A 14,022-nucleotide genomic window follows, 5' to 3' on the forward strand; every position below is an offset into this window, starting at 1 on the left:
TATTTAATTTAGTAGGAATTTTACGTCGTCATCACTAAAGCGGTAATTTCTAATTCCAGCTAAACCATTTGCCATGTCCATCTATCTGGCCAATAATATGTATATGTTTCTCCCCTTTTATCACATAATCTAGATGAAGATTTGCATCACATATATTGTTATATAAATGGAAAATGTCTCTATTTTCACCCACTTTTTGTATGCTTGTTAGCAATTGTTGCTTTACCTCTTGCAGCATTTGATTTGCTACATGCGTATGAAAAATGCATAAGGACGCATTATGAGATGCTTGCTTAGCAATTTCAGAAAGTAACACCACCCCATCTCCCTCAATTAACTTTACAGGACAGGCTTGCATCTGTTGCACAGCCTTTCTGAACAAACCTAATCTATGCTTATGTCCTGGCCCAATCAAAGCTTCTAACCAATTTACATTCTCAGGATTATTAACTTCACTCACATACAAATCAACGCCAACTCGCCATGCAACTAGTGGACTTTCTTTATACAGAACAGGCATTCCAGTCCTTTCATCTCTGATGTTATATGCACATAAGAATGAGGGGCACCAAAACGATCTGCTTTCTTGTTATATAAATTATAGTAACGCTCCCTTACCTTTTTCTTGTTGCATTCATTTTTTATCATACAATTTAATAAACGGAAGCCAAATTAGAAATGCTAATGAAATAGCCCCCTGTTCGGCAAACGCGTATGACTATTCTGCCTTTTCAGATCGATAACACAATCTCTTAATTAAAAGATGGCGTATTTAATGACCACAGTTGGAACTGTGGTCGTTTTTTTATTAAAGGAGTTTCACGGCATTTTCATTATATCTTTAGTAAATGTGTTGTATTTATAGCGCCCCTACACTAACACAAAGTCATAAACGTGTTTCTTTGCTGGTCAAGACGCAACCATTGTCGGCTTCTACTCCTGTGACACGAACTCATTTTCATATCATTGGTCCCGAGATGAAACGTATGCCGATGAAAAAGTCGGTACTCCATTGAAAAGAATATCTGTAAATAGAATATCACCAAACGCATCTGACAGAACCTCTTAATATGTATAAAAAAGATTCCCCTCCGCATACATACCAATTGTTCGTTTGTAAATATAGCGTTAAATGATTGTAAAATATTCCGATTTCTATTGCAATGCAGACATGCACAATATATTATTTTCAGTGAACTAACAGTTAGTTTATCTTTTATTTCACTAAAACAAAATGGAGGAGTAACTATGAGAAAATTATTGCTCATGCTTGGAATAGTTTCAACCCTTATATTCATTACCGCTTGCAGTGAGGAAGGAAAAGAAGCAACTGAAGCAAAATCAGATAAGAAGTCGGAATTAGTCGTGTATACCAACCAAATTTCTGGTGATCGCGAGGAAGTAGCTAAAAGTTTAGTAGAAGAGCAAAATTTCGATTTTGAAGTTGTATTTGTGCAAGCTGGTGGAGGAGAAATGAAAGACAGACTTATCGCTGAAAAAAATAATCCACTCGCGGATGTTGTTTTGGGAGGCTCTCCATTAGAGCATTTAGCTTTAGCAGAAAATAATATATTAGCACCATTTACTCCTATTTGGGCAGAAGATATCGATTCCAGTTTAGTTGGACCAGAAAACAACTACTGGCCATGGGCCATCGATACCGTTCACTATACGTACAATAAAGATTTAGTTGGTGGGAATAATCAACCACCAGTACCGCAAGATTGGCCTGATTTAACAAAACCCGAATATAAAGATCAATACTATATTTTCGAACCCTCTGGAACGACAGGTGCTGTTCTGTTCGCTTCCATGCTTGTAAGATATCTGGACGATAATGGTGAGCATGGCGTATCAGAAGAAGGATGGAAATTAGTAAAAGATATTTATGCAAATGCCGTAAATCCAACTCCGCAAGATTGGCAAGAAGCACTGAAGGAAGACGTAACGGGAGGATTCATTTGGGGAGGCGGCGTGATTTCCGTTGCTCGTGACAAGAATATCGAACTAGATATTATGGAACCTTCTGTAGGTACACCGTTTTTACCTGCTCTTGTAGGAAAGATTCATACTGGTAACGAGGAGAAAATGGAAAACGCAGAAGAATTTATTAACTGGTGGGGTTCTGCCGACGTCCAAGCAACTTGGGGAGAAAAAACTGGACAAGCCCCAGCAAATAAAGAAGCACTAGAGAAAATTGGTGGAGAGATACAAGCATTGCTTGATCGTTTAGAAGCACAAGAACTTGACTGGAATTATATCTATGAGCATATGGATGCATGGCGTGAAAAAATGGCACTTGAATATGCACAGTAAACTAACATGAAAGTAATGAAGGGGGATATTCTTCCATCCCCCACTATTGGTTAGCATGACAGAATTATGATCTAAAAGCCTTTAACCAAAATTAAGTTACCTTCTATGTTCCAGCAATTTTGCAATCTGCATATACGACAACTTATATTCGCAATAATGAATGACAGGTTGTCTGATAATAAACACCTGTCATTCCACCAATGGGGGATTATGAATGATTGAATTACAAGATATTGAAATTGCCTATGATGATTTTATTGCCATGAATGAACTTAACATCACGATCAATGAAGGCGAATTTTTTACGCTGTTAGGTCCTTCTGGATGTGGAAAAACAAGTTTACTTCGAACCATTACAGGGTTTGTTTCTCCGTCTAAAGGACGAATTATTATTGATGGAAAAGATGTGACGGAGGAATCCGTAGAAAAAAGAGGCGTTGGCATCGTTTTTCAATCATACGCGATTTTTCCAACGATGAATGTATTTGAAAATATTGCCTTCGGGTTACGAGTGAAACGATTATCAAAAAAAGCAATAAAAGAGAAAGTATTGGAAATTGCTCGGATGGTTGATTTAAACGAGGAGCATTTACAGCGAAACGCCTCCGAACTATCTGGCGGACAGCAACAGCGGGTTGCCATTGCCCGTGCATTAGTGCTTCAACCAAAAATCTTATGCTTAGATGAACCCCTCTCCAATTTGGATGCAAAACTACGAAACCAATTGAGAGTAGAGTTAAAAAGACTGCAAAAGCAATTTGGGATTACAACCGTCTATGTCACACATGACCAGGAAGAAGCATTAACAATGTCTGATAAAATTGCTGTCTTCAACAATGGAAAACTGGAACAACTGGGCACGCCAAACGATGTATTTAACAACCCAACATCGGAATTTGTAGCAACATTTATAGGTGATAGCAACGTCTTAGAAACAAAAGAACTGGCTACTTTTTTAAACGCTAAGAACCTTTCTCGTCCAAGCGGGAAAAGCTACCTTCGTCTAAATCATGTACACACAAAGCCTATCAAAGAAGCGATAGAACTGGATGCTGTCGTAACAAACGTGGAATATTTTGGGCTTTATAGCAAATATACATTCAAAACCGTTTTTGGACTGACACTTCGCAATGTCGAGGTAGACCTTTCTAACCATATGAATATTGGCGATAACGTAACATTGTATCTAAAGCAAAGTGATTTCATCCATTTGTAGGGAGGCGATGAAAGACATGAAACAACTTATAAACGTAAAACAATGGAAGAAAAATAGTATGCGTCTACTAATCGGCGCCTTTCTACTATGGTTTGTCATTGCCTTTCTCATATATCCAAACTTCAACATCATTCTAGCAAGTTTTCGAACAGAATCAGGATTTTCCTTTGCTATTGTTCGTAAGCTATTCGAGTCGCCCATTGCCATGGATGGGTTAAAAAACAGCTTCATCTTAGCTATATCCTTAGCAATTACCACGAATATTGTTGGGGTCTTTATTGTACTTGTTTCCGAGTACTTTGAAATAAGAGGAGCTAAACTATTAAAAATTGGATATATGACAACATTTATTTATGGCGGAATCATATTGGTTTCAGGCTACTCGATGATTTACGGCGAAAACGGGATTGTGACAAAGACACTTGCTTCGTTTTTCCCTAATTTTAATGTGCAATGGTTTGGAGGGTTTTGGGCTGTTCTGTTTGTAATGACAGTATCTACGACAACCTCACATATGATGTTCTTAGGAAATGCGATTAAATCCATTGACAACTACACGATTGAAGCTGCTAAAAACATGGGTGCTTCGTCATTTTACATTATAAGAAGAATTGTTTTACCTGTCGTGTTGCCTACCATTTTTGCCATTACTATTTTGCAATTCTTGGGCGGGCTAAGTGCATTTGCTGCTCCCTTAATTATTGGCGGAAAAGACTTTCAAACCATTGCCCCATTAATTTTAGAATTAAATAAAATCCCTGGGTCACAAGGGTTGGCACTTATGCTTTCGTTAGTACTCGGACTGACAACGATTTTGCTATTAATCTTATTCACGAAACTCGAAAAAGGTGGAACTTTTTTCTCTATATCAAAAACAAAAGCAGTATATGTCAAACAGAAGATTAATCATAAAACACTTCATATCTTTGTTCATGCTATAGCTTACCTACTGTTTATCATTTATGTCATGCCAGTGGTTTTAATCATTGCATTCTCTTTTACCAATTCTGCTGCCATTCATGAAGTAAAATTAAGCTTTTCCGCATTTACTCTAGATAACTATCAAACAGTATTTCATGATATAGAAAAGATTACCCCGTTTTTTAATAGTGCTAATTTTTCTATCCAAGCAGCAATTGCAGTTACAATAATTGTTTTGTTAGGTGTAGGCATAAGAAGAAAGCATGACAATTTTTTTACCCAGTTTATTGAATATGCATTTTTAATACCATGGATGCTACCATCTACGTTAATCGCAATTGGATTTTTAACCACTTATGATGAGCCGAAATTAATTATTGGAAACAAGGTGTTAATCGGTACAACCGAAATATTAGTGCTAGCGTATATCATTATTCTCATTCCGATTACTTCCAGACTATTACGAGCTTCCTATCAATCTGTGGATCAGGATTATGAGCGGGCTGCAAAATCGCTCGGCGCGAGTTCATTTTACACGTTTCGTCGAATCGTCTTACCTATGCTCCTGCCAACGGTTCTCGCATTAATTGTCTTAAATTTCAACTCACTACTATCGGACTATAACATCGCAGCATTTTTATCGCATCCTTTAAAGGAGCCGCTCGGTTTATTGATTCGCAGATATACATCTGTGGAAGCGACTGGCGATACACAAGCATTAATCTATGTCTTCTCGACAATTTTGATGGCGATTGCCGCCATCACCGTTTCGATCGTTTATGGCTGGTTATTAAAAGAAAAGAAGAAATAAGGGAGGATGTACAAAATGAAATACACCACTATCTTAAACAATCTATTGGAAAAAAATGATTGCTTAATTGCTTGTCACCAAGGGTCGGCAGGAGGGAATATTTCCTACAACACATATCGGTCCATGCTGAATGCCATTCGTCAAGGTGCTCATATTGTAGAATTTGATATTAGTCGATCAAAAGACGGTATCTTTTATATTTTTCACGAGCATGAAGAGCCCATTCGCTTGAATCAACAAGAAAAATTTCGCGAATTTACCTCTGATGCATTAAGTCGTATGCCTTTACTGAATATGAATATGCAAGCTGTCGATTCCCCACCAACAGTGAAACAATTTATGGCAGCTATGAAAAAGCATCCCCATACATTATTACATGTTGATCATGCCAAGAAATGGGGAAAAGAGCTTTTGGAACATTTCGATCAATTTGAAGATCAACGAGAATCTATTATAATTAAAACAGATGTTGAAGCAACCGATTATTTGGAAGTATTAGCACAGCATGAGGTGAAATATATGACGTTGCCAAAGGTCTGGAGTGAAACTGACTTTAAAACCATTATGTCGTATCGTGATCACATTAATATCATTGGATTTGAAATGATCTTTGATGATCCGCAAGCAACTTATGTATCAAAGGAAACTTTACATACACTTCGAGAAATGGGCTACCACACCATGATTAACGCCATTGTTCTTTGGAATGATCGCCTATCACTTTGCGGTGGATTTGACGACGATATCTCCTTATTGGAAGACCCAGATTTGGGGTGGGGAAAGCTGCTAGAGATGGGTTTTGATATTATTCAAACAGATTGGCCACTACCATTAAAAGTATATCTTGAACAAAAAGGAGTTAATCTCGTCTATGAGCCTTGAACCTACATCGCCACGATATGAATTTGCAATCAACTTAATCGACTCTTGCAAACTTCTATTAGAGCAACATTCCATTGAAAATATAGAAGAAAAAGATCACGATAAAGATTTAGTTACCAATCTAGATAAAGTACTTAATACGCATATTATTCGTGAAATTAGCAACAGATTTAATGATAGCATTGTCGGTGAGGAAGAATCAAAATCAGGAAACAAACAAAATAGCTGGTACATTGATCCTATTGATGGAACGACAAACTTCATTTATCGTCATCGTGAATTTGCTATATCCATCGCCTTCGAAGGAAATGAAGAAAAATTTGGACTCGTTTTTGATGTAAAGGAAGACACACTATATCACGCTCATACCAACTTGGGAGCTTTTATTAATGGTCAACCTTTTACCCGACCAAAAACAGCAGCATATGGAATTATCCATATTAACCCCAGCTACCTAAAGGAAGCAAAATATGAAGCATTTGCCAATCGCTTTAAAGGTGTTCGTTACCTAGAAGTTTGTGCTATCGAAATCATTCGAGTAGCAATTGGAGAAGCGAGCTGCTTTTATAGAAGAGATCAACAAGCATGGGATTATAAAGCCGCGGTTATCTTCGCAGAAATGGTCGGCTTACTTGTAGAGGTGACAGAAAATCAAACCGTTCTAGTAGGTACAAAATGGAACGAGTTTCTTGAAGAAATCAACAAACACGAAAGGAAAAGTGTTTTGGGGGATTTATAAAAAATAACGAGCATAAACCTTGCTCACTAAGACTATTACAGCGCTTCTTATCAACACGAAATGAATAAAGAGCTTAGAAAAACTTGGCTGCTCGTCAAGCTCTCATGGAGAACCTTTCAGGGATATTTAATAAAACCTATTGGAACGAAATGATCATGTAAGGTGCTGGAATCGCCAGCTGATGTGGCATAGCACCTTACATTTTGATTCACAATAAGCCAAAAATTGGAGGTGCTTTTATGGTGAAGTTGGAGGACGTCGCCAAAAAAGCTGGTATTTCTAAAACAACTGTCTCACGCGTATTAAATAACGACAAAACCATTACAGTGACGGATGAAACGAGAGAGAAAATACTGGCGGCCGTTGAAGAATTAGGATATAAGCCCTTACGTAAAAAAAGGACAAAACCAAAGCAATACCATGTGGCAATGATTCATAACAATGAAGCATTTAAAAGCACTGTAGATAGAGCCTTCTACTTTTCCATTCGTAATGGATTAGAGCATATGGCGCTGAAGAAGAATGTGACCATTGTAAGTTTACCACTGGATCATTTAACAACGATCTCTACTACGAATACGACTTTTGATGGCGCCATTATTCTCGGAAATCTTTCCAAAGATGAACATGATTTTATTCGTGAGTATATTCATTCGCAACATGTAGTTGTTATTGGTCTTGCAAATCCTTATGCCGATCAATATGACCATATTTCATTTAATACAAGACAGGCTGTGTATAAGGTACTGGACTATTTAAGAGAACTTGGTCATGAACAAATTGGCTGCTTAGGTGCCGAAGAATCATCTGATCTATTAAACACTGATTCACGCAAATGGCATTTCACCAATTATATGAAAGCACTAGATCTATATCATGAAGATTGGATTATTTTTGGAGACAAGGGAATAGAAGCGGGGCAAGAAATCGCTAAAAAATTACTAGAACTTGAAGAGATACCAACGGCTTTGTTTGTTGCTAACGACCCAACAGCAATTGGTGTAGTGCAAGCATTGCAAGATGCAGGGCTAAAGGTTCCAGAAGACATGTCGGTCATTGGATTTAATGGTGACTATACAACGGAATATATTTACCCCCCATTGTCTACATTAAAAGTAAATACAAATGAAATGGGGCAAGAAGCGATTATTACCGTTCTAGAACGGATCAAAGGATACAGGAAACTAGCTAAAAAAGTAGAAATAGCAACACATATTATTGAACGGAAAAGCTGTGCTTCAATAACAAAATGATATGTAACATCCGTTTTACTGTCATATAAATAGATATAAGCAAAAACGGGCAGAGGTAATTTTGCTTGTTTGTACTATTACAATAGTTAATGTGGCTCTATCGTATAAAAAGGCAAAATGACAAAACATAATTCATTGTGTTCCATAAATTTTTATCCAGCTTGTAAATTTTCATTTCAAAAATTAAAGCCTTCAGAAAACATTTTCTAAAGGCTGCTTTACGTCTCAAAAGGAAGGCTAAGACAACCTAGCCATCTTAGAAAGTTCAGCCAAAATCACCTATGGCATAAGCTTTAGTGTTGCTTATGCCATCAGTCTCGCCTTCCTTTCATAAACCTTATCTGACCTGTCCTTTATACTTCCTCTTTAGACCAGCATTTTTCTATTCCCTCAATAAATCCGCTACGATTTTTTCATTCCGTCTATATAGTTTTTCATTGTGAGAGGATACCATTGCTGTTTTCGTTGCTTCGGGTTCAAGGTAAAGTTTGGCTTGATTGACTGCGTTTGCTGCATCTTGAAAAGCACCAGCAATAAGATGAAGCTTACCGTCATGATGTAAAATATCTCCTGCAGCGAATAAGCCAGGGATAGAGCTTTCACTACTGCTTGATCCAGCTATAAAATAATTATCAAAGATTTGAATATCAAGTGGGCTGTCCTCTAATAATGATTTGTCTCTCTCATAGCCATGGTTCACAATAACCTCGTCAATCGGAATATATTGCTTTACACCTGACTCTCGATTTTTCAGTGCTACTTTTTCTATCCGATCGCCAGAGGCATTTGCCATTAATTCCGATATTTCAGTTTGCGTGAAGCAAACAACAGAATGATTTTGTAAATATGTAATCTGGGATTCATGGCAAGAAAAATCGCTTCTACATGCAATATATACTTCTTTCGCAATACCTGATAATTCTTTAGCCCAATCCGTGGCAGAATTTCCCCCACCAGAAATTAATACACGCTTATTCTTAAAATCTTTCAAATTCTTTATCGTATAATGCAGATTTTTATTTTCAAAGTCGCTCGCATTAGCAAGTGGTAAACGTTTTGGATTTAATATCCCCCCACCAACTGCTACGATTACGGTCTTAGAATAATGCACATTTCCTGAGGACGCTTTCACAACAAAGAAACCAGCTTCATTTTTGTCAATGGATACAACTTCCTCATTGAACACTACCTCAGGGTCAAAGGTAAGCCCTTGCTGCACCATATTTTCGACAACTTGTTGTCCTGGAAGTGGTGGCATCGCTCCTATATCCCAGACAATTTTTTCAGGATATACATTCACTTTTCCACCAAGAAAAGGATGATATTCAATAATTTTCGTCTTCAATTCACGTAGACCACTGTAAAATGCTGAAAAAAGCCCAGCTGGCCCTCCTCCAACAATCGTTACATCATACACGTCTGCCTCAGATATATGAATCATTTGGATGCTCCTCACAATTGAAAATGATTATCAGTTGCATCCATCTTATAATATTTTACAACGTGTTGCAACCCTTTTTGTAGAGTTACTAATAAAGCTTGCTTTTCACCATATTAATTTTAATACTAGCAATTGACAAACAAAAAGATACGGTATATTATTCTGGTATTGATAATCATTTTCAATTAAAGGGTAAATCAATTTTTTGTTATTCAGGGAGTAAACGTTCTCAAAAAATTCCACTGTATGATCAATAAACTTTACCCTTTCGCTATATACATAAAGAAAGGAGGATAAGAAAATGTTTCGTTTAACCGCAAATGACTTAACTGTTGGCTATGACAAAGTGCCCATTATACAAAATTTATCCGTTACTATTCCTGATAAGCAGATCACATCCATCATCGGTAGTAATGGTTGTGGAAAATCCACTTTGTTAAAAGCAATGACAAGAATCATCCCTTATGAAGGTGGTTCAGTCCTGTTAGATGGTTCCCAAATTGCCATGATGAAAACAAAGGACGTTGCTAAGAAAATGGCCATCCTCCCCCAATCACCAGATAGCGCAAGCGGATTAACAGTTGGTGAATTGGTATCTTACGGACGCTTTCCACATCAAAGTGGATTAGGTAAATTAAAACAAGCAGATATCGATGTAATTCATTGGGCAATGGAGGTAACTGCTATAATAGATTTTAAACACCGCACTGTAGATGAATTGTCTGGCGGTCAAAGACAGCGCGTGTGGATTGCCATGGCTTTAGCGCAAGAAACGGACATCATTCTACTTGATGAACCAACAACCTATCTCGATATGGCTCATCAACTAGACATTCTTCAACTGCTAGAGCAACTGAATAAGCAAGAAGGTCGAACCATTATAATGGTTTTACACGATATCAACCAAGCGGCTAGGTTCAGTGATCACTTGCTTGCCATGCGTTCGGGACAAATTATTCAAACTGGGAGTCCCAGAGATGTCCTTACCAAAGAAATGTTACGAAATGTATACGAAATAGACGGAGAAATAGGGAAAGACCCACGTACAGGTAAACCAATCTGCATCACTTACGATCTAATTAAACAAAAGGAGCAACATAACGATGAAAAAACAATTCATTCTGCTATTTAGCATCCTCATTCTTGTACTTAGTGCTTGTAATACGAACGATGAAAAGAAAGAAGATAACGATAAAGCAGCTTCAGAAAATGAAAAAGATATCATTACCTATGAATCTGAAGACGGTCCTGTAGAAGTTCCTGCCGACCCGCAACGTGTCGTTGTGCTTAGCCAATTTGCTGGAGATTTAATCAAACTTGGCGTCCATGTTGTTGGTGCTGACTCATGGGCGAAAGATAACCCGCGTTTTGAAGAATTAAAAGACGCTGCCACCGTTTCTGAAGATAATTTGGAACAAATCATCGAGCTAGAACCAGATCTAATCATCGGCTTATCTTCCACTAAAAATATAGACAAGTTAAAAGAAATTGCACCGACCGTTACATTTACTTACGGAAAAGCTGGTTACCTAGATCAACATATTGAAATTGGCAAGCTCGTAAACAAGGAAGAAGAAGCCCGCAAGTGGGTAGAAAATTTTGAGAAAGAAGCAAAAGATGTCGGTAAACAAATTAAAGATAAAATTGGCAAAGATGCTACGGTATCTGTCATCGAAAAGTTCGATAAACAATGGTATGTGTTTGGCGATAATTGGGGGCGTGGTACCGAAATTCTCTATCAAGCCATGGGACTAAAAATGCCTGAATCAGTGAAAGAACAGGCGTTAAAAGATGGTTATTACGCTCTTTCAGAAGAAGTTATCCCTGATTTTGCAGGTGATTATTTAATTGTTAGTGATCAATCTGGTGCAGAAGATACTTCTTACTTAGAGTCGGATACGTTCCGAAGCATTCCTGCTGTACAAAATGATCAAATATTTGTTGTTAATGGAAAAGAATTTTACTTTAATGATGCGTCAACACTTGAATATCAATTGGAGTTTTTCAAAGAAAAATTTTTAGGGGAATAAACGGTGAAGAAAGTAAAAAGAGAAATCCAACATACGGCTTTTCCAATCAAATTAATCATCGCTATTATAGTATGCTTCTTCACATTCCTTATAGCAACAAAAATGGGTGCAAAAGAAACGAGTTTTGCTGACGTTTTTGTTGCGTTTTTCCAAAAAGGTAGTTCTGAAGGCTATTCCGTTATTCGGGATATTCGTTTACCAAGAGAAGTTGCCGTGATGTTTGTTGGGGCAGCTCTTGCTGTCTCCGGTGCCATTATGCAAGGGATGACACGTAACCCCTTAGCTGATCCTGGGTTACTTGGTTTAACTTCCGGTGCCAATGCTGCATTAGCATTCGCACTGGCCATGTTACCGAGCGTAAGTACTTTTGGAATTATGGTGGCATGTTTTATTGGGGCTGCAGCAGGTGCAGGGCTCGTCTTTGGTATTGGCTCCATGCAAAAAGGTGGCTTTACCCCTGTTAAATTAGTATTAGCAGGCGCTGCCATTTCTATCTTTTTACAAGCAGTTGCGGATGCTATCGGTTTATATTTTAAAATCTCCAAAAACATCTCCCTTTGGACAGCAGGAGGTGCTATTGGTACGACATGGCAACAGCTGTCCATTGTTGTTCCATTTATTTTAATCGGGTTACTATTTGCATTGCTTCTATCTCGTCAAGTAACGATTCTCAGCTTAAATGAAGATGTTGCCACTGGTTTAGGTCAAAATACAAGGCGAATTCGTTGGCTGTTATTTATTGTGATTGTTATATTAGCTGGAGCCGCCGTCTCGTTAGTCGGGAATATGGCATTTATCGGCTTAATGATCCCTCATATTGTACGAGCGATTGTTGGTGTTGATTATCGTCATATCATTCCGATGTCTATCTTTACTGGAGCCATCTTTATGTTGCTTGCAGATTTAGTCGGACGTATGATTAATGCACCAATGGAGACACCAGTTGTATCCATTGTTGCTGTTCTTGGACTCCCGTTCTTTCTATTTGTTGTGCGAAAAGGAGGAAGCGCATTTCAATGATTCCATCCCAACTAATACGCAAACAACGTATCATTATATTCATTTTACTACTACTTATTATCATGACGTCCATCATAGCAATTGGCGTAGGCCCATCTTCTGTGTCTATGGATCGTTTAATTCCGACTATTTTAGGAAACGGAACATTTAAAGAAGACTTCGTGTTTTTCTCTATTCGCTTACCACGACTTATTATTATCGTGTTAGCCGGCATGGCACTCTCACTTTCTGGGGCTATTTTACAGGCATTAACTAGAAACGACTTAGCTGATCCTGGAATCATCGGGATAAACTCGGGAGCTGGTGTAGCTATTGCCGTATTCTTTTTATTTATGCCAATAGAAGTAGGAAATTTTGTATATATGCTACCTGTTGTCGCTTTTATCGGTGCTATGGCTACTGCCATATTGATATATATATTTTCCTACCAAAGAAAAACCGGTCTAAATCCTATCCATCTTGTTCTTGTTGGGGTTGGATTTTCCATGGCATTATCTGGTCTTATGGTCATCCTCACATCCGGTGCTAAAAATGAGAAAGTCGACTTCATCGCTAACTGGTTGGCAGGAAATATATGGGGAACAGACTGGCCATTTATCTTAGCTCTGCTCCCATGGATTTTGATTTTATTTCCATATACATACATAAAATCACACCAGTTAAACATATTTGGGATGAGTGAACCAGTAGGTATTGGGCTTGGTATGCATATAGAAAAAGAAAGAATCGTATTATTAATGGTAGCCGTTGCCTTAGCAGCTGCAACCGTATCTGTGACAGGTGGAATTGCCTTTATTGGATTAATGGCACCACATATCGCAAAAGGGCTCGTCGGGCCAAGACATCAGCTATTCCTGCCAATCACTATTCTGATTGGTGCTTGGTTATTACTAGTAGCCGATACGATTGGCAGGAATATATTGCAGCCAGAAGGCATTGCCACAGGTATTGTCGTGGCAATTATCGGAGCACCGTATTTTATTTATCTACTATTAAGAAGCAAATAACATGAGCGAGTGGGTAGTGCCCACTCGATACCACCAATTTCTTTACCGTTTGTACGAAATTAAGCCCCCCTTCTAACATCAGTAGGCCATTTTCCACATACGCAGCTTTATTTTTTTGTACGAGTTTAATTAATGACTGGTTATCAAAACCGCCAATATAGGCATCATTAATTGTGATGAGGTCGTTTAGCTTATAAACTTTATTTTTCAAGCAATAGTTCTTTATTTCCATAATTTCACTCCGTATTATAGAAAATATTCTCCAGGCATTCACCTATAAGCATTAATTATAACGGCTAATAATGGATAGCTATACAAGATAAAAACAACACTAAATTCAGTAAATTCTTTTATTTTCAAAAGCTGATGATGTGTTGATTCTCAAG

General features: G+C 37.8%; 13 protein-coding genes. 10 read left to right on the plus strand and 3 right to left on the minus strand.

All coding sequences use genetic code 11. The annotated features are described in order from the left end of the window. Positions 1 to 49 precede the first annotated feature (49 nt). Positions 50 to 541: a DUF2332 family protein gene (locus B2C77_RS20020; RefSeq protein ID WP_303046198.1), complete on the minus strand. Its 492-nt coding sequence runs from the start codon at positions 539 to 541 to the stop codon at positions 50 to 52. 707 nt (positions 542 to 1,248) lie between these two features. Between B2C77_RS20020 and B2C77_RS20025 the strand changes: the two genes are divergently transcribed. The 6 genes from B2C77_RS20025 to B2C77_RS20050 all read left to right on the plus strand — a co-directional run bounded on the left by B2C77_RS20025 (position 1,249) and on the right by B2C77_RS20050 (position 8,138). Further along, a complete protein-coding gene (locus B2C77_RS20025) occupies positions 1,249 to 2,316 on the plus strand; it encodes an extracellular solute-binding protein (RefSeq protein ID WP_077706638.1) in 1,068 nt (355 codons plus the stop codon). Between the two features lie 214 nt (positions 2,317 to 2,530). Further along, entirely contained in the window at positions 2,531 to 3,532 is a 1,002-nt protein-coding gene (locus B2C77_RS20030; protein WP_077706639.1) for an ABC transporter ATP-binding protein, read from the plus strand. Between the two features lie 16 nt (positions 3,533 to 3,548). Continuing rightward, positions 3,549 to 5,264: an ABC transporter permease gene (locus B2C77_RS20035; protein WP_077706640.1), complete on the plus strand. Its 1,716-nt coding sequence runs from the start codon at positions 3,549 to 3,551 to the stop codon at positions 5,262 to 5,264. Positions 5,265 to 5,279: 15 nt separating this feature from the next. Next, positions 5,280 to 6,146, plus strand: coding sequence for a glycerophosphodiester phosphodiesterase family protein (locus tag B2C77_RS20040; protein WP_176087379.1), 867 nt, complete (start codon positions 5,280 to 5,282; stop codon positions 6,144 to 6,146). Next, entirely contained in the window at positions 6,136 to 6,885 is a 750-nt protein-coding gene (locus B2C77_RS20045) for an inositol monophosphatase family protein (protein WP_077706642.1), read from the plus strand. The genes B2C77_RS20040 and B2C77_RS20045 overlap by 11 nt, the downstream gene beginning before the upstream one ends. A gap of 239 nt (positions 6,886 to 7,124) precedes the next feature. Further along, positions 7,125 to 8,138: a LacI family DNA-binding transcriptional regulator gene (locus tag B2C77_RS20050; protein WP_077706643.1), complete on the plus strand. Its 1,014-nt coding sequence runs from the start codon at positions 7,125 to 7,127 to the stop codon at positions 8,136 to 8,138. Positions 8,139 to 8,520: 382 nt separating this feature from the next. Here B2C77_RS20050 and B2C77_RS20055 read toward each other — a convergent pair whose 3' ends face one another. After that, on the minus strand, positions 8,521 to 9,570 hold the full coding sequence (locus tag B2C77_RS20055) for an NAD(P)/FAD-dependent oxidoreductase (RefSeq protein ID WP_141130803.1): 1,050 nt from the start codon (positions 9,568 to 9,570) through the stop codon (positions 8,521 to 8,523). A 310-nt stretch (positions 9,571 to 9,880) separates the two neighbouring features. Here B2C77_RS20055 and B2C77_RS20060 point away from each other — a divergent pair, with 310 nt between their 5' ends. Genes B2C77_RS20060 through B2C77_RS20075 form a run of 4 tightly spaced genes read left to right on the plus strand, consistent with a single transcriptional unit; the run spans position 9,881 to position 13,636 of the window. Further along, positions 9,881 to 10,711 (plus strand): ABC transporter ATP-binding protein, encoded by an 831-nt coding sequence (locus tag B2C77_RS20060; RefSeq protein ID WP_077706645.1) that lies wholly within the window; start codon positions 9,881 to 9,883, stop codon positions 10,709 to 10,711. Further along, complete coding sequence (locus B2C77_RS20065) at positions 10,683 to 11,609, plus strand: iron-hydroxamate ABC transporter substrate-binding protein (RefSeq protein ID WP_077706646.1); 927 nt, start codon at positions 10,683 to 10,685, stop codon at positions 11,607 to 11,609. Before B2C77_RS20060 ends, B2C77_RS20065 begins: the two co-directional genes overlap by 29 nt. A 3-nt stretch (positions 11,610 to 11,612) precedes the next feature. Beyond that, positions 11,613 to 12,629, plus strand: a complete 1,017-nt coding sequence (locus B2C77_RS20070) for a FecCD family ABC transporter permease (protein WP_077706647.1) — start codon at positions 11,613 to 11,615, stop codon at positions 12,627 to 12,629. Further along, the gene (locus B2C77_RS20075; RefSeq protein WP_077706648.1) at positions 12,626 to 13,636 is read left to right on the plus strand and encodes a FecCD family ABC transporter permease; all 1,011 of its coding nucleotides are present in this window, start codon (positions 12,626 to 12,628) and stop codon (positions 13,634 to 13,636) included. Before B2C77_RS20070 ends, B2C77_RS20075 begins: the two co-directional genes overlap by 4 nt. Here the strand turns inward: B2C77_RS20075 and B2C77_RS20080 are convergent. Next, positions 13,608 to 13,868, minus strand: coding sequence for a hypothetical protein (locus B2C77_RS20080; RefSeq protein WP_077706649.1), 261 nt, complete (start codon positions 13,866 to 13,868; stop codon positions 13,608 to 13,610). The two genes, B2C77_RS20075 and B2C77_RS20080, sit on opposite strands and share 29 nt — an antisense overlap. Positions 13,869 to 14,022: the final 154 nt, after the last annotated feature.

The organism is Virgibacillus dokdonensis, from assembly GCF_900166595.1.
Taxonomy (GTDB): domain Bacteria; phylum Bacillota; class Bacilli; order Bacillales; family Amphibacillaceae; genus Virgibacillus; species Virgibacillus dokdonensis.

Coding starts and splice junctions, on each gene's coding strand:
- B2C77_RS20040 (WP_176087379.1), top strand. CDS start 5,280: ATGAAATACACCACTATCTTAAACAATCTATTGGAAAAAAATGATTGC.
- B2C77_RS20030 (WP_077706639.1), top strand. CDS start 2,531: ATGATTGAATTACAAGATATTGAAATTGCCTATGATGATTTTATTGCC.
- B2C77_RS20025 (WP_077706638.1), top strand. CDS start 1,249: ATGAGAAAATTATTGCTCATGCTTGGAATAGTTTCAACCCTTATATTC.
- B2C77_RS20050 (WP_077706643.1), top strand. CDS start 7,125: ATGGTGAAGTTGGAGGACGTCGCCAAAAAAGCTGGTATTTCTAAAACA.
- B2C77_RS20045 (WP_077706642.1), top strand. CDS start 6,136: ATGAGCCTTGAACCTACATCGCCACGATATGAATTTGCAATCAACTTA.
- B2C77_RS20035 (WP_077706640.1), top strand. CDS start 3,549: ATGAAACAACTTATAAACGTAAAACAATGGAAGAAAAATAGTATGCGT.
- B2C77_RS20080 (WP_077706649.1), bottom strand. CDS start 13,868: ATGGAAATAAAGAACTATTGCTTGAAAAATAAAGTTTATAAGCTAAAC.
- B2C77_RS20075 (WP_077706648.1), top strand. CDS start 12,626: ATGATTCCATCCCAACTAATACGCAAACAACGTATCATTATATTCATT.
- B2C77_RS20060 (WP_077706645.1), top strand. CDS start 9,881: ATGTTTCGTTTAACCGCAAATGACTTAACTGTTGGCTATGACAAAGTG.
- B2C77_RS20065 (WP_077706646.1), top strand. CDS start 10,683: ATGAAAAAACAATTCATTCTGCTATTTAGCATCCTCATTCTTGTACTT.